The organism is Nocardia sp. NPDC051756 (assembly GCF_040681495.1).
Lineage (GTDB): Bacteria > Actinomycetota > Actinomycetes > Mycobacteriales > Mycobacteriaceae > Nocardia.
This window is the reverse complement of the sequence record NZ_JBFAYV010000007.1, coordinates 405,407-431,246: the sequence shown is the minus strand read 5'-3', so window position 1 is coordinate 431,246 and position 25,840 is coordinate 405,407. Positions and strand designations below refer to the sequence as shown.

22 protein-coding genes are annotated in these 25,840 nt (G+C 67.1%); 13 read left to right on the top strand and 9 right to left on the bottom strand.

Features of this window, described 5'->3' with window-relative positions:
• Nucleotides 1-2: 2 nt before the first annotated feature.
• Entirely contained in the window at nucleotides 3-1,724 is a 1,722-nt protein-coding gene (locus AB0M22_RS32120; protein WP_364734885.1) for an acetolactate synthase catalytic subunit, read from the bottom strand.
• Nucleotides 1,725-1,854: 130 nt separating this feature from the next.
• Between AB0M22_RS32120 and AB0M22_RS32115 the strand changes: the two genes are divergently transcribed.
• Nucleotides 1,855-2,733 (top strand): LysR family transcriptional regulator, encoded by an 879-nt coding sequence (locus tag AB0M22_RS32115; protein ID WP_364734883.1) that lies wholly within the window; start codon nucleotides 1,855-1,857, stop codon nucleotides 2,731-2,733.
• Here the strand turns inward: AB0M22_RS32115 and AB0M22_RS32110 are convergent.
• The 8 genes from AB0M22_RS32110 to AB0M22_RS32075 form a co-directional block, all read right to left on the bottom strand.
• Nucleotides 2,730-3,560, bottom strand: coding sequence for a hypothetical protein (locus AB0M22_RS32110; RefSeq protein ID WP_364734881.1), 831 nt, complete (start codon nucleotides 3,558-3,560; stop codon nucleotides 2,730-2,732). The two genes, AB0M22_RS32115 and AB0M22_RS32110, sit on opposite strands and share 4 nt — an antisense overlap.
• A gap of 46 nt (nucleotides 3,561-3,606) precedes the next feature.
• A complete protein-coding gene (locus AB0M22_RS32105) occupies nucleotides 3,607-4,380 on the bottom strand; it encodes a DUF4239 domain-containing protein (RefSeq protein WP_364734879.1) in 774 nt (257 codons plus the stop codon).
• Between the two features lie 13 nt (nucleotides 4,381-4,393).
• Nucleotides 4,394-5,470 (bottom strand): polyprenyl synthetase family protein, encoded by a 1,077-nt coding sequence (locus AB0M22_RS32100; RefSeq protein WP_364734877.1) that lies wholly within the window; start codon nucleotides 5,468-5,470, stop codon nucleotides 4,394-4,396.
• Entirely contained in the window at nucleotides 5,467-6,591 is a 1,125-nt protein-coding gene (gene ispG, locus AB0M22_RS32095) for a flavodoxin-dependent (E)-4-hydroxy-3-methylbut-2-enyl-diphosphate synthase (RefSeq protein ID WP_364734875.1), read from the bottom strand. Before ispG ends, AB0M22_RS32100 begins: the two co-directional genes overlap by 4 nt.
• A 33-nt stretch (nucleotides 6,592-6,624) precedes the next feature.
• Complete coding sequence (gene ispH, locus AB0M22_RS32090) at nucleotides 6,625-7,578, bottom strand: 4-hydroxy-3-methylbut-2-enyl diphosphate reductase (protein WP_364734873.1); 954 nt, start codon at nucleotides 7,576-7,578, stop codon at nucleotides 6,625-6,627.
• On the bottom strand, nucleotides 7,575-9,881 hold the full coding sequence (locus tag AB0M22_RS32085) for a germacradienol/geosmin synthase (protein WP_364734871.1): 2,307 nt from the start codon (nucleotides 9,879-9,881) through the stop codon (nucleotides 7,575-7,577). Before AB0M22_RS32085 ends, ispH begins: the two co-directional genes overlap by 4 nt.
• A gap of 29 nt (nucleotides 9,882-9,910) precedes the next feature.
• Nucleotides 9,911-10,933, bottom strand: coding sequence for a polyprenyl synthetase family protein (locus AB0M22_RS32080; RefSeq protein ID WP_364734869.1), 1,023 nt, complete (start codon nucleotides 10,931-10,933; stop codon nucleotides 9,911-9,913).
• A gap of 131 nt (nucleotides 10,934-11,064) precedes the next feature.
• A complete protein-coding gene (locus AB0M22_RS32075) occupies nucleotides 11,065-12,471 on the bottom strand; it encodes a family 2B encapsulin nanocompartment shell protein (RefSeq protein ID WP_364734867.1) in 1,407 nt (468 codons plus the stop codon).
• A 414-nt stretch (nucleotides 12,472-12,885) separates the two neighbouring features.
• Between AB0M22_RS32075 and AB0M22_RS32070 the strand changes: the two genes are divergently transcribed.
• The 12 genes from AB0M22_RS32070 to AB0M22_RS32015 all read left to right on the top strand — a co-directional run bounded on the left by AB0M22_RS32070 (nucleotide 12,886) and on the right by AB0M22_RS32015 (nucleotide 25,811).
• Nucleotides 12,886-13,167 carry a DUF2277 domain-containing protein gene (locus tag AB0M22_RS32070; RefSeq protein WP_364734865.1) on the top strand — a complete coding sequence of 94 codons (282 nt, stop codon included), beginning with the start codon at nucleotides 12,886-12,888 and terminating at the stop codon, nucleotides 13,165-13,167.
• A gap of 99 nt (nucleotides 13,168-13,266) precedes the next feature.
• Complete coding sequence (locus AB0M22_RS32065) at nucleotides 13,267-13,851, top strand: biotin transporter BioY (protein WP_364734863.1); 585 nt, start codon at nucleotides 13,267-13,269, stop codon at nucleotides 13,849-13,851.
• A complete protein-coding gene (locus AB0M22_RS32060) occupies nucleotides 13,844-14,959 on the top strand; it encodes an AMP-binding protein (RefSeq protein ID WP_364734861.1) in 1,116 nt (371 codons plus the stop codon). Before AB0M22_RS32065 ends, AB0M22_RS32060 begins: the two co-directional genes overlap by 8 nt.
• A complete protein-coding gene (locus AB0M22_RS32055; protein WP_364734859.1) occupies nucleotides 14,956-16,083 on the top strand; it encodes a thiolase family protein in 1,128 nt (375 codons plus the stop codon). Before AB0M22_RS32060 ends, AB0M22_RS32055 begins: the two co-directional genes overlap by 4 nt.
• A complete protein-coding gene (locus AB0M22_RS32050; RefSeq protein ID WP_364734856.1) occupies nucleotides 16,080-16,760 on the top strand; it encodes an ABC transporter ATP-binding protein in 681 nt (226 codons plus the stop codon). The genes AB0M22_RS32055 and AB0M22_RS32050 overlap by 4 nt, the downstream gene beginning before the upstream one ends.
• The gene (locus AB0M22_RS32045) at nucleotides 16,757-17,359 is read left to right on the top strand and encodes an energy-coupling factor transporter transmembrane protein EcfT (protein WP_364734854.1); all 603 of its coding nucleotides are present in this window, start codon (nucleotides 16,757-16,759) and stop codon (nucleotides 17,357-17,359) included. The genes AB0M22_RS32050 and AB0M22_RS32045 overlap by 4 nt, the downstream gene beginning before the upstream one ends.
• Nucleotides 17,352-18,746, top strand: a complete 1,395-nt coding sequence (locus tag AB0M22_RS32040; protein ID WP_364734852.1) for an AMP-binding protein — start codon at nucleotides 17,352-17,354, stop codon at nucleotides 18,744-18,746. The genes AB0M22_RS32045 and AB0M22_RS32040 overlap by 8 nt, the downstream gene beginning before the upstream one ends.
• Before the next feature lie 300 nt (nucleotides 18,747-19,046).
• Nucleotides 19,047-19,376 (top strand): metalloregulator ArsR/SmtB family transcription factor, encoded by a 330-nt coding sequence (locus tag AB0M22_RS32035; RefSeq protein WP_364734850.1) that lies wholly within the window; start codon nucleotides 19,047-19,049, stop codon nucleotides 19,374-19,376.
• The gene (locus AB0M22_RS32030; protein WP_364734848.1) at nucleotides 19,376-20,071 is read left to right on the top strand and encodes a cation transporter; all 696 of its coding nucleotides are present in this window, start codon (nucleotides 19,376-19,378) and stop codon (nucleotides 20,069-20,071) included. Before AB0M22_RS32035 ends, AB0M22_RS32030 begins: the two co-directional genes overlap by 1 nt.
• A 635-nt stretch (nucleotides 20,072-20,706) precedes the next feature.
• On the top strand, nucleotides 20,707-22,413 hold the full coding sequence (gene ilvD, locus AB0M22_RS32025; RefSeq protein ID WP_364734845.1) for a dihydroxy-acid dehydratase: 1,707 nt from the start codon (nucleotides 20,707-20,709) through the stop codon (nucleotides 22,411-22,413).
• A 171-nt stretch (nucleotides 22,414-22,584) separates the two neighbouring features.
• Complete coding sequence (locus AB0M22_RS32020) at nucleotides 22,585-24,072, top strand: aldehyde dehydrogenase family protein (protein WP_364734843.1); 1,488 nt, start codon at nucleotides 22,585-22,587, stop codon at nucleotides 24,070-24,072.
• Nucleotides 24,073-24,110: 38 nt separating this feature from the next.
• Nucleotides 24,111-25,811 (top strand): DUF885 domain-containing protein, encoded by a 1,701-nt coding sequence (locus tag AB0M22_RS32015; RefSeq protein WP_364734841.1) that lies wholly within the window; start codon nucleotides 24,111-24,113, stop codon nucleotides 25,809-25,811.
• Nucleotides 25,812-25,840: the final 29 nt, after the last annotated feature.

Sequence of the window (25,840 nt, the reverse complement as noted above, 5' to 3'; positions counted from 1 at the left end):
TGTTATCGATTGAGCTGCTGGTCGATGAGATGGTCGGCAAGGGCAGGATTGGTGTCCCACCCGGTGATGGGCGGGTAGGCGTCGGAGTCGGTGATGATGTCGAGGACGGTGGTGGCCGGGTCGACGATCGCCTTCGAAAGTGCTTCGCGCAGTTCCACATCGGTGTGGATGGTGTGCCCGTGCGCGCCGCACGCGGTGGCTATCTGGGCGTGATCGACGTGCCCGAGTTCGACCGCCGAGGTGGGCCTGCCGAACTGGACGATTTCGGCGTGCTTCTGATAGCCGAGGATGGCGTTGTTCAGTACCAGCACAACGACATCCAGGTTCTCCCGGACGGCGGTCTCGATCTCCGCCCAGCAGTGCGCGAAGCCGCCGTCGCCGACCAGGCAGATGACCGGCGCGGACGGCCGGGCCGCCTTCGCGCCGAGCGCCAGCGGCAGCCCCCAGCCGAGGCCGGCCATGCCGCGCGGCAGGAGGAAGCGCTGCCGATGGGTGGTGGCGCGGATGTAGTTGGCCACCCAGATCGAGGAGTAGCTGGCGTCCGCGACCACGATCGCGTCGTCCGGCAGCAGGGTGCTGATCTCGTCGGCCACCCGCTCCGGGCGCAGCGGCCGCGCCGTCGAGCTACGGACGGCCGCGGTCGTGGTCTCGAATTCGGCTCGTGACCTGGCGATCTGTGCGGTGATCGCGGGCCGGTCGGCGCTGCGCCTGCTCAGGTCGAGTTCGCGCAATGCGGCCGCGAGGTCGTCGATGCCGGTCCGGACGTCGCCGACCAGGCGCAGCGACGGGTAGTTGCGGCCGATCTCGGTCGGGTCGATGTCGAGGTGGATGAAGGTGGCATCCCGGGGGAACAGGCTCCAGCCGTCGGTGCCGTTCTCGTTGGTGCGCGACCCGGCGAGCAGGACCGTGTCCACTCCGCTGATCCATTCGCGCATCCCGTGCGAAACTCCGTGCGGCCCCATGTAATTGCCGATCACGCCGACGCTCAGGTCTGCGGTGTCGGTGACGACGCCCTTGCCCATCGGCGTGGTCGCGACCGGCAACGACGCCAGGTCGCTCAGCCGGGCCAGCGCGGCGCCCGCGTCGGAGGAGACCGCGCCGCCACCAGCGACGACGAGCGGCCGCTTGGCCTTGGCCAGCAGTTCGGCCGCGGCGCGGACGCCGGCCTCGGGCGGCCGGATCCGATCGAGCGGGAACACGGTCGGGCCGAGGTGCTCGGGCGTAGGCGGTGCGACCAGTTCGAGGACGTCCTTCGGCAGCATCAGCACCGCGGGACCGGGGCGTCCGCTGGTCGCCGCCCGGAACGCCGCGTCGATATAGTCGTGCACCCGATCCGGGTCGTCGAGGCGATCGAACCATTTGGTGCATCCGGAAAACAGACTCTGGTGATCGATCTCCTGAAACGCGTTTTTGTTGCGGATCGGGCTCGGCACGTCCTGAATGAAGGCGACCACCGGAATGGAGACCTTCGCGGCCTCGGTCAGCGGCGGCACCAGCAGCGTCGCCGCCGGGCCGTTCTGCGCGACCACGACGGAGCAATGCCCGGATATCCGGGCGAATCCGTCGGCCATTGTGCCGCCCGCGTTTTCCGTGCGATAAACGATCTGGCGGATGCCAAGATCCTCGGCCGCCAAAACCAGCAGCGACGGCAGGCTCTGCCCGAAGAATTCGGATATCTGCCTGGCCCGAAGATTCTCGGCTATGGCGGCGGCGACTGTCGGCATCGGGACACCTTCTCGCGGTAGCGGACGTGGACTGGATCGGTAGCTACAGTCTCGGCCCACGAAGATCGCCAGGTCCAATACGTATTTACTTCCCGTTGATAAGAAACTCTTATCTGGCTAGGCTGACCGCGTGGACGACCTACGTCGCGTTCGTTACTTCCTAGCAGTAGCCGAGCACCGACACTTCGGTCGCGCGGCCGAGGCGCTGCACATCACCCAGCCCGCGCTGTCGCAGCAGGTCAAAGCGCTGGAGAAGGAGCTCGGCGTCGAGCTGCTCGCGCGCACCGGGCGTGGCTTCGTCATGACCCCGGCCGGTCTCGCGTTGCAGGCGGGCGCTCAGCAACTGCTCTCGGCCGCCGCCGAGCTGGAGCGGACGGTCCGCGCGCGGGCGTCGGGCACGGCCGGGGAGCTTAAGGTCGCCTTCACTCGATCGGGCTCCGACAGCGATATTTCCCAGCGCATAAGGTCCTTCCGGAAGGAATTTCCGGACATCGATGTGTCGACGATCACGGGCTGGACGTCGTGGAATCTCGACCTACTCGAATCGGGCGAGGTCGACGTCGCATTCGTGCGCGGCAATATCGCCCATCCGCGGGTCCAGACGCACCTGATCGGGCTACAGGAAGCCGCCGTGGTGGTTTCCAAAGGACACCCGCTGGCGGAAAAAGACGCCGTCGACATCGGCGACATCGTCGACGAGCCGATCGTGCTCTGGTCCCGGCAGACCGGACCGGACTTTTACGACGAGCTGGTCAGCCATATCTGGGGTGACGGCGCGCCGAACCTGGTCGCCGAGGAATCCGACGCCGAACAGGTCCTCGACCTGGTGTCGAGCGGCACCGGCATCAGCGTGCTGGACCGAAAACGCGCGACCCGCATCGCGCACGAAAACATCGTCGTCATTCCGTTCGGCACGAACCCGCCGCAGATCGCCATTCAGATCGCCTGGATGCGCGGCTCGGACGCGCCGGCGCTCGCGCACTTCCTCGAATGGTGGCGGCGCGCTTAACCGTGTCTGGTGCGTCGGACGATGGTCGCGCCGCGCACCGTGGTGAGGATCGTGACCACCATGATCGTCAGTAGCTGCATGATGTTCCATGCGACCGGGTCGGGCGTCGCCTCGGCCTCCGCCAAATACGCCGGCTCGGGCGGTATTCGGACGAGCGGCACCTGCGGGGTGATCGGGGTCGGCTCGGGCACCGGTGGTGGCGCCTCGACCGGCGGCGCCTCGAAGACCGGCAGCGCGACCGCCGGCGGGGCGAGCAGTAGCGGCATACCAGGGAACGGCGGCAGGATGTCGCGCGGCCACAGCAGACAGACCAGCCCGCTGCCGGTGGCGGCACTGCCGACCACCACGCTGCCGAGCGCGGACCCGCTCGAGCCGAGCAGACCGTGCGAACTGCCGGTCACGAGGCCGAGCAGAATCAGCGCCCCGCCCACCGCGACACTGCCGGTGCAGGCCGTTCGGACGTCGTCGGAGTCCGGATCAGGCAGTTGGACAGAGCCTTCGAGCCCGAGCTGCGGCGCGGCCGCCTCGTCGGCCGGGGCGGGCGCGGGTTCGCTGGTCGGCCCGAGACCGAGTGGTGTGCCGACACTTCCGCTGCCGACCGTGCCGTTCCCGGCGGACGCGCTGCTCGGGCCGAGGCTCAACTCGTTCCCGGCGAACGCGCTCCCGGTATCGATCTCGGCCGGAGCCGCACTGCCCGTGACGATTTCGCCGATCGGCAGCCAGTCCGGCGGTACCGGGTCGGCGACCGCTACCGCGGACTGACCGGCGAGCAGCACCGCGGCGACGGGCAGCGCCGCCGCGATGACGAGTCCTCTGGTGTGTGCCATGCGCGCACATCCCTATCCGTAATCGATGGTCGGGCAGCGAGATTCGCTAGGTGATGTGCTGGAAACGGGACAGCGCCGAGGTGAAGGCGTCCTTCGGCACGATGTTCCCGCCGGAGAACGGCCGATCGAGGCCGTAGATCGCGACGATCGCCGCGCCGACCACGATGCCGAGCAGCGCGGTCATCAGCAGGCTGCGTTTGGAGACCGCGACACCGGAGAGCACCGCGGTGAACAACAGCAGGATGGTGGTGAACCACAAAGCGGTGTAAAGGAATCCGGGCATGCCGAGGTCGGCGTCCATCGATCGATCGTGGCGCGCCTGGGAGACCGCCTCGAGCGCGGCGATCGCGCTGGCGCGCAGATCGGTGACGTTGTCGTCGGTCGACTGGATCGCCATCACGGTGTCCCGCAACGTATCCAGGGTGTCCTGGGTGGACTGGCTCATCCGCCCTTCGTTGTCCATCTCCGGCCACTCGACCTCGACGACCTGCTCGGTGTAGTCGTGGACCAGCTTCTGGATCTGCTGATGTTCCGGTTCGGGCAGCGAGTGCGCGGTCCAGTAGACGTCGATGAGCGCCTTGGACTCCGAGATGGTGTGGTTGTGCGCGTTGTCGTACTGCTGCCAGCAGATCACCACGACGAAGGCGGCCACGGCCATGAAGAGGGTGTTGATCAGGTCGACCACCAGGGTGCCCGGCGCCTCTTCCTCGTCCTGGCGCCACGATTCCGGCCGCAGCCGGTCGCCGACCACGAAGACGATGACCGCCACGACGCCGACGGCGACGGGCACGAGGATTTGCAGAATGAGCAGACTATCCATGGCGCGGCCTTTCTTAGGTGTTCCTCGAGACGACAACGTCTGCGACGTAGCGCAGTGCTTGGCTGACCGCGGCCGGGATGGGTGCGTCGTCGAGGGCGCGGTTTGCCTGCGCCCATCGGGTGCGGATCATCGCTTCGACGCGGGGTCGTGCGGTGGCGGTGAGGATTTCGCGGCAGGTGTCGGCCTGCCGATGGTCGAGTTCGGGATTGCCGAGCAGGTCGAGCAGTTGCGCGGACTGCGCGGGGGTGGCGTGTTCCAGGGCCAGCGCGACCAGCGCCGTGTGCTTGCCCTCGCGCAGGTCCTCCAGGTCGGACTTGCCGGTGCTCGCCGGATCGCCGTAGACGCCGAGCAGGTCGTCCTGTAGCTGGAAGGCCTCGCCGACCGGCGAGGCGTAAGCGGTGAGTGCCTCGCGCACCCCGCGGTGCGCACCGGCGAGCACCGCGCCGAGCTGAAGCGGGCGCTCGCAGGTGTAGGACGCGGTCTTGTACCGGATGATCTGTAGCGCGCGACCCAGATCGCGGGACGGGCGCGCGGTGGTGATCAGGTCCAGGTACTGGCCGTACATGACGTCCGCGCGCATGCCGTCGAGCACCGTGAGCGCCTCGGTCAGCTGGGTCGCGGTCAGCTGAGCGGTGTGCAGCAGCTCCGCCGACCAGACCATCGTCAGGTCGCCGAGGACGATCGCGGCATGCGCGCCGAACTGATCGGGGTCGCGGCGATCCCGATACCGGTCGGCCAGCGCACGATGCACGGTGGGGTGATCGCGGCGGGTGTAGCTGTTGTCGATGATGTCGTCGTGGATCAGCACGGCGGCGTGGAACAGTTCGAGCGAGGCCGCGGCCCGCACGATTGCCTGCGGGACGGGCATGCCGCCGCCCGCCGCGTGCCAGCCGAGGACACACAGCAGCGGGCGAATCCGCTTGCCGCCGGCCGAAAGAAAGTCGAGCACGGTATCGGTGAGTTCGCCGGGCAACGCCGGTTCGGCGCAGGTGGCCTTGTCGCGCAGGAAGCTTTCGAGCGCGTCGTCCACCCTGGTCCGGATGGCGGCCAGATCCACCGGAGTCGCCGGCTCGGCATGCGCGGTGGTCATGAGATCCCCTCCGCCGGTGCGTCTTCCCGGTCGCTGGTCAGGGTGATGGCCTCGGCCAGCAGCGTTTCGACGATGAGATGCTCGGGCACGGTGCGAATCACCTTGCCGCGGACGAAGATCTGGCCCTTGCCGTTGCCGGAGGAGACCCCGAGATCGGCCTCGCGGGCCTCGCCGGGACCGTTGACCACGCAGCCCATCACCGCGACCCGCAGCGGATGCGGGAACCCCTCGAACGCCGCCTCGACCTGCCCGGCCAGCCGATGAATGTCGACCTGGAGACGGCCGCAGCCGGGGCAGGAGACGATCTCCAGCTTCCGCGGCCGTAGTCCGAGCGATTGCAGGATGTGGCAGCCCGCCTTGACCTGATCGACCGGCGGCGCCGAGATGGACACGCGAATGGTGTCGCCGATCCCCTCGCCGAGCAGGATGGCGAACGCGACCGCCGATTTGACCGTGCCCTGGAACATCGGCCCGGCCTCGGTGACGCCGAGGTGCAGCGGATAGTCACAGCGTTGGGCGAGTAGCCGATTCGCCGCGATCATGGTGCGCGGGTCGTGGTGCTTGACCGCGATCTTGAGGTCGGTGAAGCCGTGCTCTTCGAACAGTGCCGCTTCCCAGAGCGCCGATTCGACCAGCGCCTCCGCGGTGGCGGAGCCGTGTTTGGCGAGCAGGCGTGGGTCGAGCGAGCCCGCGTTGACCCCGACCCGGATCGGAACGCCCGCCGCCGCAGCGGCTTTCGCGATCTCGCCGACGCGGTCGTCGAATTGCTTGATGTTGCCGGGGTTCACTCGCACCGCCGCGCAACCAGCGTCGATCGCGGCGAAGACATAGCGCGGCTGGAAGTGGATGTCGGCGATCACCGGCAGCGGGGAGCGGGCGACGATGGTCGGCAATGCGGCCACGTCCTCGGTCGTCGGCACCGCGACGCGGACGATGTCGCAACCCGCGGCGGTCACCGCGGCGATCTGTTGCAGGGTGCCGTCGATATCGGCGGTGCGGGTGGTGGTCATGGTCTGGACGGAGATCGGTGCGCCGCCGCCGACCGGGACGCCACCGATATCGAGCCTGCGGGTGCGGTGGCGCGGGGGTGCGGTCGGCAGGCCGAGATCACTGCTGGTCATTGCGGCCTCTCTGAATGTTGGCAACGGCCGTGGTCATGGCAGGTGCCGGACGTCGGGCGGCGGGGCGAAGGCGATGTCCTCGACCGCCGTGACGTGTTCGCGAACGGTGACCGGCCCCCAGGCGCGCAGCGCCTCGACGACCGCGTCCACGAGCACCGCCGGCGCGGACGCGCCCGCCGACAGGCCGATGGTGTTCGCCGACTCGATCCACGCTGGGGAGATCGCCGCCGCGTCGTCGATGAGGTAGGCCGGAACACCTTGGCGCTGAGCGACTTCCACCAGGCGCCGGGAGTTGGACGAATTCTCCGAGCCGATCACCAACACCACGTCGCTCCGCCGCGCGACCGCCTCGACCGACTCCTGCCGGTTGGTGCTGGCATAGCAGATGTCGGCGCTGCTCGGCCCGTGCAATTGCGGAAAGCGTTGGCGCAGTGCCTGAATGGTCTCCTCGGCCTCGTCGACCGACAGCGTGGTCTGGGTCAGATAGGCGACCCGGCTCTCGTCGGGAACCTGTAGCGCCGCGGCCTCGTCCGGGCCGTCGATCACCAAGGTCACGTCGGGGGCCTCGCCCGCCGTGCCTTCGACCTCCTCGTGCCCTGCATGACCGATCAGCACGATGGTGTTGCCGCGGGCGGCGAAACGCCGGGCCTCGGCATGCACTTTGGTGACCAGCGGGCAGGTGGCATCGATCACGGTCAGCCCGCGTTCCTTCGCCTGCTCGTGCACGGCGGGGGAGACGCCGTGCGCGGAGAAGACGACGGTCGAACCCGGCGGCACCTCGTCGAGCTCCTCGACGAACACCGCGCCGCGCGCCGCCAGATCGGCGACCACGTGGGTGTTGTGCACGATCTGCTTGCGCACATAGACCGGCTCTTCCCGATCGGGCGCGGCCAGTAATCGTTCGACCGTGTCGATCGCCCGCTCGACGCCGGCGCAGAAAGACCTTGGCGCGGCGAGCAATACGGTCCTCACGCGGCCGCTGGTCATGGCGACACCGTGTGCGACATGTCGACCAGCGAGCGGTGCAGCCCGTCGAGGCGGGCGGCGCCGGTGCCGAGGCCGGTGGGCCGGGTGAAGCACGGCGCCGGGCTGGGCGCCGGAACCTGCTCGGCGGCAACCGCTTCGGGCGGAGCAGACGGCCGATAGCGGTCCTCGAGCTGTGCCTCTTTGTAGCGGCCACACGATTGGTGCCAGTTGACGATTCCCGCCATCCAGTCCTGGAGTTCGACCGCGCGCCGGTCCAGCGAATCGCGCACGTCCTGACCGAGCTCGTATTCCTCGTAGAGGGCGGGCAATTCGCTGCCGACGATCCGTTCGAACTGCTGCATCCGGGCGGTCAGCAGGTCGTTGACGATGGCGACGCCTTCTTCGGAACCGCAGTCGAAGAAGTTCTGCATGACCCGGACCGCGTTGTGGAAGTCGCCTTCGTACTGTGTCTCTTTCTGATACGAGAACAGGTCGTTCACCATGGTGGCGTAGTCGCTTGCGGTGTGCTCCAGGTCCAGGACCGTCTGGGTGCGATAGACGTCCGGCGGGACCAGATGCCCGTGCGAGAACCGGGACAACGCCATGGTGAGATCCGAACCGAAAGTGCGGCGGCGCATTTCGACATAGTCGACCGGATCAGGGATGCGATTGGCGATATCGTTGGCCACCTCCCATTCGCAGCTCTCCAGGAAAGCCACTACGGCCCGGCGGAATTCGCGCTTCTGCTCGTCGTCGAGAATGGCGGTCGTGCGGTGCCAGAGGTCGGCGAGGCCACGTTCCATCCCGTTGGTCGCAGGCGGCACGACCTCGGCCTCCAACGGCATGAACGCGGAGAATCGTTTGCCCTGTAGCTTGGCCGCGACGATGTCCTTGCGCTGGCCGAACACCTGCGGGTAGTAGTCGTCGACGTAGGTGCCCCAGGCGAGCCAGCTCGCCGACAGATCCAATTCGGCGGGCGTGGCATCGGGATCCAAACCGGCTGAGCACAAGGCGAAGTCGAACTCTTCGAGATCCACCGGCCGCCACAGTGCGCGGCCGCCCAGTTCCGGGACCGGGCCGTGGAAGCCCATCTGCTTGCCCCAGGCCATCAGGTTCTCGCGGGCGGTGTCGAGGTGTGGGCTCAACTGCAATTGGTAGGGCAGATAGAAATCCGGCAGCTTCGTCGGACCGACGTCTTCGAAACGCGGACGCAGGAAGCTCTTCGCCCGGCCCGGCCCGAGGGCCTGCGTGGGCGCGAACAAGTACACCGCGGAGCTGCCGAGCCCGACCGGCTTGAACAACCGCGGCAACGGATCGCTCGCCGCCGAACCGCCCTTGTTCATGTACCTGCTCGACCGCATGTGCCATTCGTGGCCGCCGGATTGCCAGTCCTGCAAGCCTTTCGCGTACGCGGCCACCGCGGCCTGATCCTGCGGAGCGACCGCGTACTCGGCGAACAGCATCGGCAGTTCGGTGAGCGCGGTGTGCTCGAACTGTTGCAGGCGCGAGGTCAGCAGATCGTTGACGACCTCGGCGGCGCGCTGGGTCTCATAGCCGAAGAACCGCTCCACCACCAGGATTCCGTTGGCGTTCTCGCCCTCCTGCCGCACCTCGCGCTCATAGGAGAAGATGTCGTTGCGCAGGTGCACGGCGTCGGAGAAGGTGTCGCGCAACACCTCCAGCGGTCGCGTCGCGGCGAGCGCGGCCGGAATCGCCGCGCCGACCGCGTGTTCCACCAGATTCGCCGACCAGGGTGCGCCGCCGACCTTGCGCCGCATCTCGATGTATTCGATCGGATTCGCGATCCGGCCCTCGGTGATATTGGTCAGCTCCCACCGCGACTCCTCCAGCAGCGCAGTGGTTGTCGCGACGAAGCGCTGCCGCCAATCCATCGGCATGGCCGGCACGGTCCGCACCCACAGATCGGCGAGTCCGCGCTCGACCGGATTCGTCGGCTCCGGCATCGGTCCGCCGGCCAGCGGCATGAAGTCGCGCAGGTGTTCCAGATAGGTGCGTGCGCCCTCGGTATCCCTTGTCCGCTTGAACAATTCGAGGAAGTGATCGTCGAAATAGAACACCCATACGTACCAGTCGGTGATGAGCGACAATTCCGCGCTGTCGCAATCAGGGTGGGTGTAGGCGCACAGCAAGCCGTAATCGTGCCTTTCCAGGTCGTCTTCGTCCCAGATGTGGTGACCCTCTTGGGGTTCGAAGAAGCCCATGTCCTCGGCCCAGATCCGGGTGTGCGCGCGGGCGCTGTCCACGTGCGGATTGAGCCGGGCCGGGTACGGCATGTAGAAATCGGGAAGTTCGAAGGGCTGCATGTCATCTCCTTACGGTCGACACTCGCGGCTCAGTGGTTCCGGCGTGAAACCAGGCCGGCCAGCACCATCAGGTCCGCGGCCGCGGCGGGGTCGGCCAGTGCCGCGATCGCCGCGCGCACTCGGTTGTCGGCGAGCTGCTGGGTGTTCTGCCGCCCGCCGGCCGATTCGACCAGCGCCGCGGCGCGCGCGATATCCATCGCTTCCGGATCGCGGCCGTACATGGTCGCCAGCTCGGCGGCGGCCGCGGTGCCGGAACCGAGGGCCGAGACCACCGGTAGCGACATCGTGTGGCGGGCAAGGTCACTCGTCGGTTTGCCGGTGACCTGCGGATCACCCCAGATCCCGATCAGGTCGTCGACGAACTGGAAGGCCATGCCCAGTTCCCGCCCGAACGTGTCCATCGCCGACACGGTGGCCAGGTCCGCCTGCGCGCACACGGCCCCGAGCGCGCACGCACACCCCATCAGCGCGCCGGTCTTGCCCATGGCCATCCGCGCGTACTCCTCGACGTCGACGTGCCCGCCGGACCGGAAGCGGCAATCCTTGTGCTGGCCATGGCACATCTCGATGACCGCCGATTCCAGCCGCGCCACGGCGGCCGTCGCCGTCCGACCGGGCAAGCCGGTCACCAGGATTCGGCCCGCCAGGGCGTGTAGCGCGTCACCGAGCAACATCGCGTCGGGGATGCCCCACACCGCCCACACGGCGGGCCTGCCGCGCCGGACCTGATCGGCGTCCATCACGTCGTCGTGCAGGAGCGTGAAATTGTGCACCAGTTCCACCGCGGCCGCGGCGGCGAGCGCGGCCCGTGGGGTGGCGCCGCACGCGACCGCCGCGCAGACGGTCAACGCCGGCCGCAGCGCTTTGCCGCCCGGCTGCGGCGTCGCGGTGCCCTCAGCATCCCACCAACCGAGGTGGTAGCCGCCCATCAGGCACAGCGGTTCGGGTAATGACGAAACTGCCTCGCGCAGCACCGGATCGCACATTGTGCGGACGCTGGCCAGGATCTCTGTGGCTCGGTGGCTCGTCGCCGCCGAGGTGCTCTCGACCATCAGCACATACACCTTCCCTAGCGGTGTCCGCGGCGCCGGAATCCCGTCGCCGAAGACCTGGGAACGCCGCGGCTGCTTGGGGTTTCGTGGCCGCCGCGGCGTCGAGACATCGAGGTCGCTGAGTGTCCTGGTCAGGCGGTCTGGCGTGCGACGAGGACGTTGTCGAGGATGCCGAGCGCGTCGGGGACGAGGATCGCCGCCGAGTAGTAGCAGCTCACCAGGTACGAGATGATCGACTGGTCGTCGATGCCCTTGAACCGGACGTTGAGGCTCGGCTCGTACTCGTCGGGCAGTCCGGTCTGGTGCAGGCCGATGACGCCCTGATCCTTCTCGCCGAGGCGCATCGCGATGATCGACGTGGTCTGCGTGCCGCTGACCGGAATCTTCCCGCAGGGGAAGATCGGTACTCCCCGCCAGGCCGGCACGCGGTGTCCGTCGACGTCGACCGGGTCGGGGTACAGGCCGCGCTTGCTGCACTCGCGACCGAACGCGGCGATCGCTTTCGGGTGTGCCAGAAAGAGTTTCGTGCTGCGCCGCATGCTGAGCAGCTCGTCCATGTCGTCCGGGGTGGGCGGGCCGGACTCGGTGTAGATGCGCTGCTTCAGGTCACAGTTGTTCAGCAACCCGAAATCGGGGCTGTTGACCAGGTCGTATTCGCGGCGTTCGTAGAGCGCCTCGATGGTCAGCCGCAACTGCTGCTGGGTCTGGTTCATCGGATCGTTGAACAGATCGGCGACGCGGGTGTGCACCCGAAGCACGCTCTGCGCCAAGCTCAGTTCGTATTCGCGCGGGCTGGCGTCGTAGTCGACGAACGTGCCGTCCAACTGGGGTTCACCCTCGTGGCCCGAGGTGATCTGGATGGCGGCCTCGCCCTGCTTGTTCTGTGGTTGCGCGGCGGCGGCCATGGCCTGCGAGAGTTGCTCCCGGAGCGCTGGCGCGTTGTCGAGTACTTCGTCCAGGGCCTGCCGTGGCATGACGAGCGTGGTGGTCTTGGTGACCGCCTTGACCGTGACCGGCCAAATGGCCGAGGGATCGGTGAGGCATTCATCGCCGAAGAAGTTACCGCCGGCCAGCATACCGAGCAGTGTCTGTTCCCCGTATTCACCGGAACCGATCTTCGCCAGTTTTCCGTGCACGATCAGCACGATCTGATTCATCTCGTTACCGAATTCGGCGACCACGGTGCCGGGTTCGATATCGCGCTGTTCGAATCTCTCCGCGAGCGCGCGCAACACTTCCTCGTCGTCGAAGTCGTGCAATGCGCGCAATTCACGCAGTTCCTGGGGGATCACTTTGGCCTGCGAGCCGTCGATGACGAACTCCACCTCGCCGTTGCCCAAGGTGTGGGTAAGTCGGCGGTTCACCCGGTAGACGCCGCCGTTGACCTGTGTCCACGGCAACATCCTGGTCAGCCAGCGCGAGCTGATGCCCTGCATCTGGGGTTCGGATTTGGTGGTGGTCGCCAGTTGGTGAGCGGCCGCGGTACTGAGGCTCTTCCGGCCATTACCGTTGCCATTGGTTTCGGTAGAAACTGGCATTTCGATTGTCATAATTTGATCCTCACCTCGAAATGGTCACCCCGGACGGCCGACGTTGGAATATCCGAATAGGTGATCGTTCAGATTCGATGGTTGTGCACAGCAGGTCGACAGGCGGCATGAAGCCCGCGGAAACAGATCGCTCGAGCGAATGTTGCTATATGACAGTGCATTTCAGACGATGTAGATCTTAAGCCGCGGATCCTGTTGGGCGCAGGGAAAATTGGAATATTAGTCGTTATTATTCGGATGGTTACGACACGTGTTCGATTGGGACACCGCGAGATAACACCTTCGAGCGGTTCGCGAAAGTCCGGACAGATCGCCGATAAGTAGCTATCTTGTGGCCGCGGTGGCGGTGGCTTCCTGATCGGAGCTCGGGCGCTTGTCGGTACCGGGGATTAGCCTCGGGGTATGTGCCGAAACATCACTGCCCTGCGGGGGCTGGAGCCCGCGGCGACGCCGGAGGAGATCCAGGCCGCCGCGCTGCAATACGTACGTAAGGTCGGCGGGTTGTCGAGCATCTCAGCCGCGACTCAGCCCGCGGTCGATGCCGCGGTCGCCGACATCGCCGCGATCACCACCCGTCTGCTCGAGCAACTGCCGGATCGCAAGGTGCCGCCGAAGTCGGTACCGCCGCTGCGCCGGCCCGAGGTGCAGGCGCGGATCCAGGCCAGGGCCCACTCGCACGACTAGTCGTCGGCCTCGGCATCGGTCGCTGTGCGCGGGTGCGTTCGGCGAACGTGCGCCTGCTATCTTGAACGTCGTTCAAGCTGGTAGTTGGAGGAAGTCGTCGTGGACGGTGTCGAGAACTCTCGTCGTTCGAGAGTTGCCTTTTCCGCGCGGGACATCGCGCAGGTAGCGGTCTTCGCCGCGCTGATCGCGGCGATGGGGCTGCCGGGCGCGATCACGGTCGGATTCAGCGGTGTGCCGATCACGGTGCAGACGCTGGGCGTCATCCTGGCCGGCGCGGTGCTCGGTGCGCGCAAGGGGACCGCCGCGGTGCTGGTATTCCTCGCGCTGACCTTGATCGGGTTGCCGCTGCTCTCGGGTGGGCGCACGGGTCTGACCGCGATGGCCGGGCCGAGCGCCGGATACCTCGTCGGCTGGGCGCCTGCCGCACTGGTCATCGGCCTGCTCACCGCCCGGATCCTGCCCAAGTACCCGCTGGTGCTCGGTCTGCTGATCAACGCGCTCGGCGGGATCCTGGTCATCTACCTCTTCGGCACGCTCGGGCTGCTGCTGCGCACCGACCTGGACGTCGCGCACGCGGTCAGCACCAACTTCGCGTTCATTCCGGGCGACTTGGCCAAAGTTGTGGTCGCGACGGTGGTCGCCAAGGGTGTGCACCGCGCGTACCCCGGTCTGATTCGTGCGTAGTCCGGAGCTCGGTGGGTCCGGCGACCAGCCTGCCCTCGAATTCGACGGCCGCGCTTACAGTTACGCGCAGGTGGACCGTGCGATCGACGAGTGGATCGAGCGGGAGACCGCTTCCGTGTACGACGCGTCGGCGCTGTCGGTTCCGGATGCGCTGATCTGCGTGTGCGCGGCGGCTCGGCGGGGTGTGCCGGTGATCGTCGAGAATCCCGAGGCGCGTTCGGCTCGTTCGGACATTCCGGAGTCGGCGTTTCTGCTGGTGACGACCTCGGGGTCGACAGGAAGTCCGCGGCCGTTGGCGCGGACCGCCGCGTCCTGGTACGACAGTTTTCCGGCGTTCACCGCGATCACCGAGGTCGAGGCCACGGACCGGGTGCTCATCACCGGGCCCTTGCACGCGACCATGCATCTGTTCGGTGCGCTGCATGCGTTGTGGCGGGGCGCGTGTGTGACTGATGACCCGACGCGCGCGACAGTCGTGCACGCGGTGCCTGCTGTGCTGCGGGACGTGGTAGACAAGGCGCCGAAGCTGCGGACGGCGATCGTTGCGGGCATTGCCCTGGACGACGGTGCTCGGATGGCGGCCGACGGGGTCTCGATCGTCGAGTACTACGGATCGGCGGAGGTTTCGCTCGTCGCGGCTCGCCGGGTGCCGGAGCCGCTTCGGCTGCTGGACGAGGTCGAGGCCGAAGTTCGCGACGGGCTGCTCTATGTACGGACGCCGTACAGCGTGCTGGGGGCTCCCGAATGGTTCGGCGTCGGTGACCTGACCGAACTCGGCCCGGACCGTGGACTGGTCGTTCGGGGTCGGGGCGAATCCGCGATCAATGTCGGCGGCACCACCGTCGTCGCCGAGGATGTCGAGCGCATTCTCGGCACGCTCGACGGAGTCGCCGCCGTGGCGGTGGTCGGGTCGCCGCATGCGGTGTTCGGTGAGATCGTCACGGCCGCAGTGCAACTCGACGGGGTCGGGCTCGACGCGGTGCGGGCGCAGGCGCGCGGGCTGCTGATGAAAGAGGCGATGCCGCGGCGCTGGGTGCCGCTGTCGACGCTGCCCCGGACCGCCAGCGGGAAGGTGGCTCGAAGGCAGCTGAAAGACTTGCTGGCATGAACTCGGTTCCCGTGCTGGTAGCGCCGCGTCGAACGCCGATCGGCAATGCCGGGCACGGGTTCGCGGACTTGACGACCACCGAGCTGGCCGCGCCGGTGCTGCGCGAGGTGCTGTCGACGTTGCGTGGTGCGGGTATCGATGCCGAGGTGGACGATGTCGTCCTCGGTAACTGCCTGGGGCCGGGTGGGGACCCGGCGCGGAACGCGGCGTTGGCGGCCGGCCTCGGTGTCGAGGTTCCCGGGGTGACGGTGGATCGGCAGTGTGGGTCCGGGCTGGATGCGGTGATGCAGGCGGCGTTGCGCGTGCGCAGTGGGGGAGACGAGTTGATTCTGGCGGGTGGGGTCGAGTCCGCGAGTACCGCGCCTTGGCGGTTCTGGCCGCCGGTCGCGGGGGCCGATCCGGTGCGGTATACACGTGCTCCCTTTGCGCCGCAAGGCTTTCCGGATCCCGACATGGGGGTTGCGGCGGACGATTTGGCGCGGGTTCGGGGGATCAGCAGGGAGCGGCAGGACGCTTATGCGGCACGTTCGCACAATCTTGCCGCGGCTGCGGACTTTTCGGCGGAGATCGTGCCCCTCGGGGATGTGCGTCGCGACGAGCGCATTCGGGCCGGGATGACGGAGGCGCGGCTCGCGCGGTTGCGGCCCAGTTTCGGTGCCGAGGGGACGGCTACGGCGGGTAATTCGTGCGGTATTTCCGACGGAGCGGCGGTGCTCGCGGTGACCAGTGCGTCGCTGGCCGGTGGGCTGCCCGCGTTGCGGGTGCTCGGGTCGGCGGTGGCGGGGTCCGATCCTGCGTACCCGGGGCTCGGACCGGTTCCGGCGATACGGAAGCTGTTGCGGCGCAGCGGAGTCGATGCGGCGGAGTTGGGGATCATCGAGATCACCGAGGCCTTCGCTTCGGTGGTGCTCGCGGTGTCGGACGAGCTCGGGTTGGACGAATCGAAGATCTGCCCGCAGGGTGGGGCGATCGCGATGGGGCATCCCTGGGGTGCGTCGGGAGCTATTTTGCTGGTGCGGTTGGCGAGTCAGATGTTGCGTGCCGGTGGGCCTGCGCTCGGGCTCGCGGCGTGTGCCATCGGCGGTGGGCAGGGAATTGCGATGCTGGTGGAGCGTGTGTCATGAGTGAGATCGTCTTCTCCTCGGTGACGCACAGTTTCGGGGATCGAAAGGTACTGCGCGGCATCGACCTTCGGATCACCGAGCGGCGTGTCGGCATCATCGGGGCGAACGGTTCGGGGAAGTCGACCCTGGCGCGCATGATCAATGGCTTGCTCGCGCCGACGTCGGGCACCGTCACGGTCGATGGCCTCGACGCGGCGCGCAAGGGTGGGCAGGTGCGGCGCAAGGTCGGATTCGTGTTCACCGACCCGGACACCCAGATCGTCATGCCGACGGTCGCCGAGGACCTCGCTTTCTCCTTGCGCAGAACAGGTTTGAGCAAGCAGGAGGTCGCGGAGCGGGTCGAGGAGATGCTGGTCCGGTTCCGGCTGCACGAGCACGGCGACCATCCCTCGCATCTGCTGTCCGGTGGGCAGAAGCAGCTGCTCGCGATCGGCGCGGTGCTCATTCGCAGGCCCGAGGTGATCATCGCGGACGAGCCGACCACCCTGCTGGATCTGCGCAACGCCAGGGTGGTCGCCGACGCGCTGGACGCGATGGATCAGCAGGTGATCGTCGTGACTCATCAGCTCGCGCTGCTGGACAGTTTCGAGCGGGTCATCGTGATCGACGACGGTCTCGTGGCCTTCGACGGAACGCCTGCCGCGGCCGTCCCCGCCTACCGGGAACTGGTCGAATGATCGGGCTGTACCGTCCCGGTGATTCGCTGCTGCACCGAATGCCCGCCGGGGCAAAGCTGTTGCTGCTGATCGGGTCGATCGTGGCGGCGACGGTGTTCGTGCGCAACCCGATCGAGGTCGGCGTTGCCGGTGTGGTGGTGGCCGGGTTGTTCGCGCTGGCCCGCATTCCGGTCAAAGTCGCTGTAGCGCAGTTGCGTCCGATGGTATGGATGCTGCTGATCATCGCCGTGTTCCAGGTGCTGATCACCTCACCGGCGCGGGCCGTCGTCGTCTGCGGTGTGCTGCTGATCTCGGTGGCGCTCGCCGCGCTGGTCACTTTGACCACTCGCGTGACCGACCTGCTCGACACGGTGACGCGCGCGCTCGGTCCGTTGCGCAGGTTCGGTGTGGACCCGGATCGCGTCGGTTTGCTTCTGGCCCTTGCCATCCGGTGTGTTCCCTTGCTGGCCGGAATCGTGCACGATGTCGCAGAGGCGCGACGAGCCCGCGGCCTGCAATGGTCGATGACCGCGCTCGCCACGCCGGTATTGGTACGCGCGCTGCGCACCGCCGACGCGATGGGCGACGCCCTTGCCGCGAGAGGAGTCGACGATGACTGAGCTGCCGTCCGAACGCATCGCCCGTCGCGTCGCCGAATCCCCGGACTCGCCCGCCATCATCTCCGCTCGCGAACGCATCGACTATCGCGAGTTCTGGTCCCGCGTCATCCGCACCGCCGCCGGCCTCGACGGCATGAATCGCGTTGCGGTGCTGCCGACTTCGGACATCGAATCACTGGTCGCCGTCACCGCGGCCATGCACGCCGGCGTCAGCATCGTCCTGCTGCACCGCCATCTCATGCCCGAGCAACTGACCGCCGTCCTCGACCTCTCGAAACCGGGCGCCGTAGTCGCGTCACCCCAACAGCACCGCCGACTGCGGAAGATGGGATACGAGGGAGCAATCCAGACCGCAGCCGATCTGGAATCAGACGGCTCGACATCCCGCGCCGTGCCCGAAACCGAACTACTCGTCGGCATCACCTCCGGCACCACCGGCGACCCGAAACTCTTCGTACGCAACCAGCAATCCTGGGCCACCACCCTCGACCGCTCCGACGCGACCTTCGACATCGGCACCCGCGACCTCGTCTCCACCCCCGGCGTCCTAGACCACACCCACTTCCTCTACGGAGCCCTGCACGCGCTCACCCGAGGCGCGACGGTCGATCTCCGCCCGGTCCTCGAATCCCTCGAAGACGGTGCGACCCACCTGTATTCGGTGCCGACGATCGCCTGGGACATCGTCCGATCAGGCACCGGCCCGTTCCCCGATGTCCGCGAGGTCCTTTCGTCGGCCGCCCGCTGGCCACGCCCGGGAAGACAAGCGCTACAAGAAATCCTGCCGAACGCCTCCCTGGTCCATTTCTACGGCGCCTCCGAGCTGAGCTTCGTCTCCTTCGACCGAGAACTCGGCAACACCAACGAGAACTCGGCAGGCCAACTCTTCGACGGCGTAGACATCGACATCCGAGACGGCCTCGTCTTCGTCCGCAGCGATATGCTCTTCGACGGCTACCTCACCGAACACGGCATCGCCAACGGCCCCACCGACGGCTGGATGTCGGTGGGGGACAGAGGCGAATTACTCGGCAACGAACTACACCTCTTCGGCCGAAGCAGCGAGATGCTCATCCGAGCCGGCCTCAACGTAGAACCCGCCGCCATCGAATCCGCCCTCACCGCAATCCCCGGCATCACCGAAGCCGCCTGCATAGCCGTCCCCGACCCCCGCATGGGCGAGGCCCCCGCCGCAGCGATAGTGGTAGACGAAACCGCCCCGAACATCGACGAGATCTGGCGGTCCCTCCGCACAACCCTGCCCACCCCGAGCATCCCGGTGCAGATCCTCGTGCTCGAGAACCTCCCGCGCACACCACGCGGAAAGCTCGACCGTCCCGCCCTTGCCACCGCACTCGAGCGGGATCGAGGAGATCGACGGCCCTAGTACGCCTGCTTCGACTCAGGACTGTCGTGGCTCTCGGCCACGACCACGACGTCATCTTGTGCGGGGTACCAAAGGTCGTCGAAGCAGTGGGCGAATCGATCGAACCGTAGGCGTACCGCCGTGGCGTCGGCGGGCCAGGCGACGGTTATCCGCGCCGAGCCTCGCCAGGGTTTGAGCCAGCATGGGTGGCACCGCGCCCTCCTCCGCTCTCGACGCATCAGACCGCCCCGAGAGTATCTGGACACTGCTCTCATTGGTACAGATTGACATGAATACAGAAATATCTGTACTGTCCTGGGCATGGCCACCTTGGTGCACAGCGACGCGCTGTCCCGGTTCGGGTACGCGCTGTCGGATTCGACGCGATCGCAGATCTTGCTGGTGTTGCGGACTGCGCCGAGTTATCCGTCCGAGCTTGCTGATCGGATCGGGGTTTCCCGGCAGATCTTGTCGAATCATCTTGCGTGCCTGCGGGGTTGCGGGTTGGTTGTTGCGGTGCCCGAGGGGCGGCGGAGTCGGTATGAGCTGGCGGATCCGCGGATCGGGCGGGCGCTGGACGATTTGGTCGGTCTGGTGCTGGCGGTGGATCCGGCTTGCTGTCCGGACTCCGAGAGCGAGGGGTGTTGCTGATGACCTCGAACCTTGGGATGCCGATTGTCGCGAGCGGGCCGAATGCGGAACGGCGGCAGGTTCTTTCGCGGCGGATTCGGCTGTTCGTGGCGGCGACGATCACCTACAACGTGATCGAGGCGGTGATCGCGTTGACCGAGGGCACGCGAGTGTCGTCGGCGGCACTGATCGGCTTCGGACTCGACTCGGTGATCGAGGTGTCCTCCGCGGCGGCGGTGGCGTGGCAGTTCTCCGGTAAGAATCCGGAAGCGCGCGAACGGGTTACGTTGCGGATCATCGCGTTCTCGTTCTTCGCGCTGGCGCTGTATGTCGCCGTCGACGCGATTCGCTCGTTGCTCGGGCTCGGCGAGGCTCGGCAATCGATAGTCGGGATCGCTTTGGCCGCAGTGAGTTTGGCGATCATGCCGGTGCTCTCGTTCGCGCAACGCCGGGCCGGTCGGGAACTGGGTTCGCGGACGGCGGTCGCGGATTCGAAGCAGACGCTGCTGTGCACCTACCTCTCGGCCGTGCTGCTGGTCGGTCTGCTGCTCAACAGCCTGTTCGGCTGGTCGTGGGCGGACCCGATCGCGGCGCTGGTCATCGCGGTCATCGCGATCAAGGAGGGGCGCAATGCCTGGCGGGGTGACACTTGCTGTGCCACGCCGATCGCGGCAAGCCGGCCCGACGCGACTGGGCACGACTGCGAGTGCTGCTGAGGCGAGCCCGCCCCGTGTTCGCGCGACACGGGGCAGGCGCCTTAAAAGATCAAAGCCCTCCGAGGAGGAGATGCAGAACGCTTCCGACAACATCGATCAAACCGGCGAGCAAACCCATTGTTCTCTCCTTAGATCTCGATCTCGATAGCGAAGAAGGACTTTCCATTCTTCGATTCGGAGCTTACCGATATCGCTATTTCCGCTTGGTTACACATTGTCACGAAGAAGTTTCCGATTAAAAATAACGACCGGTATGTTGTCTTGCGTGAAATACGCTGACACAGAAGAGATTTGGTGGGCTACGCTGGTGGGTTGACTTGTTGCCATTCGTTTGCCAATGGGCGAAATGGTCAACCTGCATGTCGGCATGTAGTCGATCCGAGCTGTCTTTGTCCTGGCTGTATTCGACGCGCCAGGGTTTGCTGGATCTATTCGTAATACGATCGTTCGAAGTCATTTAAAGTTATAGCAATCATGCATGTCATATGGATTTAATAGCAACCGATCGAATCGCCGCCGAACGTCAGCGAGTTCGTCCGGCACGCACGCGGCCGGCACCCCGGACATCGCCCGTTCGAACTCCACGGGCGTGGGCGCTGCGGTATTCGAATCCGACCAGAGGATGATGGGTAATCGTGCCCACAGATCCGAACGCCCCCGATATCAAGCCCCGCAGCCGCGACGTCACCGACGGCCTGGAGAAAACCGCCGCCCGCGGCATGCTGCGCGCGGTCGGCATGGGCGACGACGACTGGGAGAAGCCGCAGATCGGCGTGGCCTCGTCGTGGAACGAGATCACCCCCTGCAACCTCTCACTCGACCGGCTCGCCCGCGCCTCCAAGGACGGCGTGTTCGCCGCCGGTGGCTTCCCGATGCAGTTCGGCACCATCTCGGTGTCCGACGGCATCTCCATGGGCCACGAGGGGATGCACTTCTCGCTGGTGTCGCGCGAGGTGATCGCCGACAGCGTCGAGACGGTCATGCAGGCCGAACGACTCGACGGCTCGGTCCTGCTGGCCGGCTGCGACAAGTCGCTGCCGGGCATGCTGATGGCGGCCGCTCGGCTGAACCTGGCCAGCGTGTTCCTCTACGCCGGTTCGATCCTGCCCGGCATCGCGAAGATGTCCGACGGCAGCGAGCGCGAGGTGACCATCATCGACGCGTTCGAGGCGGTCGGTGCCTGCTCGCGCGGGCTGATGAGCCGGGAGGACGTGGACGCCATCGAACGCGCCATCTGTCCCGGCGAGGGCGCCTGCGGCGGCATGTACACCGCGAACACCATGGCCAGCGCGGCCGAGGCGATGGGCATGTCCCTGCCCGGCAGCGCGGCCCCGCCCGCGACCGACCGCCGTCGCGACGGTTACGCCCGGCACAGCGGCGAAGCGGTGGTGGAACTGCTCCGCCGCGGCATCACCACCTCGGACATCCTGACCAAGGAGGCCTTCGAGAACGCCATCGCCGTCGTGATGGCCTTCGGCGGCTCCACCAATGCCGTGCTGCATCTGCTGGCCATCGCGCACGAGGCGAACGTCGACCTGAAGCTGGCCGATTTCGCGCGGATCGGCCGCCGGGTGCCGCACCTGGCCGACGTGAAACCCTTCGGGCGGCACGTGATGACCGACGTGGACCGGGTCGGCGGCGTCCCGGTGATGATGAAGGCGCTGCTCGATGCCGGTCTGCTGCACGGGGATTGCCTCACCGTGACCGGCCGGACCGTCGCGGAGAACCTCGCCGAGATCGCGCCGCCGGACCCCGACGGCAAGGTCGTGCGGGTGATGACCTCGCCGATCCACCCGACCGGCGGCATCACCATCCTGGAGGGCACGCTCGCGCCCGGCGGCGCCGTGGTCAAGTCGGCCGGCTTCGACTCCGATGTATTCACCGGCACGGCAAGGGTTTTCGATCGCGAGCGAGCGGCGATGGACGCCCTCGAGGACGGCACCATCTCGGCGGGCGACGTGGTTGTCATCCGCTACGAGGGACCGAAGGGCGGCCCGGGCATGCGCGAGATGCTCGCGATCACCGCGGCGATCAAGGGCGCCGGCCTCGGCAAGGACGTCCTGCTGCTCACCGACGGGCGCTTCTCCGGCGGCACCACCGGCCTGTGCGTTGGGCACGTCGCGCCGGAAGCGGTCGACGGCGGCCCGATCGCCTTCGTCCGGGACGGCGATCAGATCCGCCTCGACGTCGGCGCGGGCACCCTCGACGTGCTGATCGAACCTGCGGAACTGGCCCGCCGTGCCGAGGGCTGGGAGCCGCTGCCGCCGCGCTACACCCGCGGTGTGCTGGCCAAGTACGCCAAGCTGGTCGGGTCCGCGTCCTACGGTGCGGTCTGCGGGTAGGCCGTCCCCTCAGCCGCACACCTTCTGATTTCCCGCACTAGGACTTGCCGCACCGACACGCGTGCGGATGTCAAAAGGTGTGCGGCTGATCCAGCTAGCCCCCTCGACTGGCGTCTTTCGGAAACTCATGTGGGCGATAAGACTTTGTGGGTGATCGATGGACAGTCGAGTGTGTCGGTTGAGGGTTTCACTGCCGAGGCAGGGGAGACCTTCGCGTCGTTCGATCCGGCGAGCGGCGCGGTGATCGGCACCTATCCGGTGGACTCCGCGGCCGAGGTCGGCGCGGCGGTCCGGCGGGCCCGCGCGGCGCAGGAGTCGTGGGCCGAGATCGGGTTCGACGAGCGTAAACGGGTGCTGTTGGCGTGGCGGGCGTCGCTGGTCAAGCGGCGCACCGAGTTGACCGACCTGGTACACGCGGAGAACGGAAAATCGCAGGCGGACGCGACGATCGAGGTGATCGTCGCAGTCCAGCACATCGACTGGGCGGCCAAGCACGCGCGAAAGGTGCTCGGCCCGCGCCGGGTTGCGTCCGGTCCGTTCATGGTGAATCAGTCGGCACGGCTGGAGTATCGGCCGCTGGGCGTGATCGGCATTCTCGGCCCGTGGGACTTTCCGGTCTTCGGTCCGGTCGGGACCGCCGCGTACGCGCTCGCGGGCGGAAATACCGTGGTGCTCAAGCACAGTGAGTACACGCCGGGGATCGGGCAGTGGCTGGCCGAGAGCTTCGGTCGCATAGCCGGGGACGATCGGTTGTTCCAGACCGTCACCGGCGCCGATGCGACCGGGGAGGCGTTGTGCCGCTGCGGCGTCGACAAGATCAGTTTCACCGGCTCGCTGACCACCGCGCGAAAAGTGCTGGCCGCCTGCGCCGAAACGCTCACCCCCGTGCTCGTCGACGCCGGCGCCTCGGACGTCCTGGTGGTCGACGAGGACGCCGATCTGGCGGCGGCGGCCGACGCGGCGGTGTGGGGAGCGATGAACAACGCCGGGCAGGTGTGCATCTCGGTGGAGCGCGCGTACGTGCACGAGCGGGTCAACGCCGCGTTCATCGACCAGGTCGTCGCGATCGTCGGGAAGTTGAAAGCCGGTGCGGGACAGCCGATCGGCCCGATCACCATGCCCGAACAGGTGGAGGTCGTCCGCGAGCACATCACCGACGCACTGGAACGCGGCGGCAAGGCGTTGACCGGCGGCCTCGACGGCATCGGCGACCGCTACATCCAGCCGACCATCCTGGTGGACGTCCCGGAAGACGCCCTGGTCGTCCGCGCGGAAACCTTCGGCCCGGTGCTGGTCGTCACCAAGGTCGCCGACATGGACGAGGCGCTGGCCAAATCGAACGCCACCGGCTTCGGTCTCGGCGGGGCGGTCTTCGCCCGTGCTCGCGGCCTGGAACTGGCCCGGCGCATGCGCTCCGGGATGACCTCGGTGAACTCGGTCGTCGCCTACGCCGGCGTCCCCGGGCTCCCGTACGGCGGTGTGGGCAACTCCGGTTTCGGCCGGATCCACGGACCGGACGGGCTACGTGAGTGGACCACCGCCAAAGCGATTACCCGTCAACGTTTTTCGAACCCCGTCCGCACGACGACCTTCACCCGCCGCCCGCTCGACAATCGCCTGCTCGCCGTCGCCGCCCGAATTCTCTACGGGCGTGGTTGACCTTGTCACGAGCGGCGAATTCGAGCAGAGTCGGTCAAATGGATGAGACCACAACCGATTCGACTCCTGTGCGTACGGCGCGCGGCATCGCGGACGCGTATGTCGACGCCCTGGCCGAGCTCGACCCGCTGATCGCGGTCCGGCTCGGACGCAACCTCGACGACGACCGACTCCCCGACCTGTCCCCGGCCGGTATCGAAGCGAAGGCCGTGCGCGCCCGCGCCACCCTCGCCGAACTCGATGCCGCCGAGCCCACCGACGGCTATCCGGAGGTGACCGACCGGCGCTGCGCAAAACTGCTGCGCGAGCGGCTCACCGCTGAGCTGGCCGTGCACGACGCCGGAGAGCATTTCCGGGCGATCCGCAACATCGCCTCCCCGGTGCACGACCTCCGCGAACTGTTCACGCTGCTGCCGACCGATACCGAGGCGCAGTGGCAGGCCATCGGCCGCCGACTGAACCGGGTGCCTGCAGCGCTGGCCCAATACCGATCCACGCTCACCGAGGGAATCGATCGTGCGCTGCTGGCCGGACCTCGGCAAGTCAGCGCGGTGACCAAGCAATTCGAGGAATGGATCGCGGGTGACAATCCGGGCGGCTGGTTCGGCGAATTCGTCGCCCCGGCCCCGGAATCACTGCGCGCCGAACTGGTTTCCGCTGCGGTCAGCGCCAACGCGGCCGTGGCGGAATTGCGCGACTGGCTGCGAGATGTGTACGGCCCGAAGGCAATCGACGCCCCCGATACGGCAGGTCGAGAGCGGTATCAGCGTTGGGTGCGTTATTGGAGCGGCGCCGATCTGGACCTCGATGAGGCCTACACCTGGGCGTGGGAGCAACTGCGCGACGTCGACGCGCAGATGCGGGCCGAGGCGGAAAAGGTGCTGCCGGGCTCGACACCGATACAGGCCATGGAGTGGTTGGAGCAGAAGGGTCCGGCGCTGGACAGCCCGGAGAATGCTCGCCGCTACCTGCAAGATCTGATGGACCGAGCAATCACCGATCTGCAAGGCACCCATTTCGATCTCGCCGAGCCGCTGCTGAAGATCGAGTCGATGATCGCGCCGCCGGGTAGCGCCGCCGCGCCCTACTACAGCGAGCCGTCACTGGACTTCAGCCGTCCAGGCCGCACCTGGCTGCCGGTGCTCGACCCGGCTCGAATTCCGGTGTGGAGTCTGATCACCACCTGGTACCACGAGGGTGTGCCGGGGCATCATCTGCAAATCGCGCAGTGGATTCACCTGGCGGATCAGCTGTCCGTCTATCAGGTCAGCCACGGCTACGTGAGTGCCAACGTGGAGGGCTGGGCGCTGTACGCCGAGCGCCTGATGGACGAACTCGGTTATCTCACCGATCCGGGCCACCGCCTCGGCTACCTCAACGCACAGATGCTGCGGGTACTCCGGGTGATCCTCGATATCGGCCTGCACGTCGGCCTCGACTACCCGGCCGACTCGCCGTTCCGTCCGGGCGAGCGGCTGGAGCCGGACAACGCCAGGGAGTTCTTCGCGCTGTACTGCGGACTGCCCCCGGAACACCTGGACAGCGAGCTGATCCGCTACTTGGGCTGGCCCGGTCAGGCGATCGGCTACAAGCTCGGTGAACGCGCCTGGTTGCGCGGCCGAGCCGCCGCACAGGCTGCGCACGGCGACGCTTTCGATCTGAAGGCGTGGCATATGGCCGCCCTGTCCCAGGGTTCGCTCGGCCTCGACGATCTCGTCGCGGAACTCTCCGCGCTCTGAGAACCCCTCCGCCCCTAGGGATTGCCAAC

What these genes read in the sequence shown, in the direction of transcription:
- AB0M22_RS32050 (WP_364734856.1), top strand. Translation starts at nt 16,080, where the DNA reads ATGAGTGAGATCGTCTTCTCCTCGGTGACGCACAGTTTCGGGGATCGA.
- AB0M22_RS32120 (WP_364734885.1), bottom strand. Translation starts at nt 1,724, where the DNA reads ATGCCGACAGTCGCCGCCGCCATAGCCGAGAATCTTCGGGCCAGGCAG.
- AB0M22_RS32045 (WP_364734854.1), top strand. Translation starts at nt 16,757, where the DNA reads ATGATCGGGCTGTACCGTCCCGGTGATTCGCTGCTGCACCGAATGCCC.
- AB0M22_RS32055 (WP_364734859.1), top strand. Translation starts at nt 14,956, where the DNA reads ATGAACTCGGTTCCCGTGCTGGTAGCGCCGCGTCGAACGCCGATCGGC.
- AB0M22_RS32100 (WP_364734877.1), bottom strand. Translation starts at nt 5,470, where the DNA reads ATGACCACCGCGCATGCCGAGCCGGCGACTCCGGTGGATCTGGCCGCC.
- AB0M22_RS32070 (WP_364734865.1), top strand. Translation starts at nt 12,886, where the DNA reads ATGTGCCGAAACATCACTGCCCTGCGGGGGCTGGAGCCCGCGGCGACG.
- AB0M22_RS32040 (WP_364734852.1), top strand. Translation starts at nt 17,352, where the DNA reads ATGACTGAGCTGCCGTCCGAACGCATCGCCCGTCGCGTCGCCGAATCC.
- ispG (WP_364734875.1), bottom strand. Translation starts at nt 6,591, where the DNA reads ATGACCAGCAGTGATCTCGGCCTGCCGACCGCACCCCCGCGCCACCGC.
- AB0M22_RS32085 (WP_364734871.1), bottom strand. Translation starts at nt 9,881, where the DNA reads ATGCAGCCCTTCGAACTTCCCGATTTCTACATGCCGTACCCGGCCCGG.
- AB0M22_RS32075 (WP_364734867.1), bottom strand. Translation starts at nt 12,471, where the DNA reads ATGCCAGTTTCTACCGAAACCAATGGCAACGGTAATGGCCGGAAGAGC.
- AB0M22_RS32030 (WP_364734848.1), top strand. Translation starts at nt 19,376, where the DNA reads ATGACCTCGAACCTTGGGATGCCGATTGTCGCGAGCGGGCCGAATGCG.
- AB0M22_RS32080 (WP_364734869.1), bottom strand. Translation starts at nt 10,933, where the DNA reads ATGGTCGAGAGCACCTCGGCGGCGACGAGCCACCGAGCCACAGAGATC.
- ispH (WP_364734873.1), bottom strand. Translation starts at nt 7,578, where the DNA reads ATGACCAGCGGCCGCGTGAGGACCGTATTGCTCGCCGCGCCAAGGTCT.
- AB0M22_RS32110 (WP_364734881.1), bottom strand. Translation starts at nt 3,560, where the DNA reads ATGGCACACACCAGAGGACTCGTCATCGCGGCGGCGCTGCCCGTCGCC.
- AB0M22_RS32105 (WP_364734879.1), bottom strand. Translation starts at nt 4,380, where the DNA reads ATGGATAGTCTGCTCATTCTGCAAATCCTCGTGCCCGTCGCCGTCGGC.
- AB0M22_RS32015 (WP_364734841.1), top strand. Translation starts at nt 24,111, where the DNA reads ATGGATGAGACCACAACCGATTCGACTCCTGTGCGTACGGCGCGCGGC.
- AB0M22_RS32035 (WP_364734850.1), top strand. Translation starts at nt 19,047, where the DNA reads ATGGCCACCTTGGTGCACAGCGACGCGCTGTCCCGGTTCGGGTACGCG.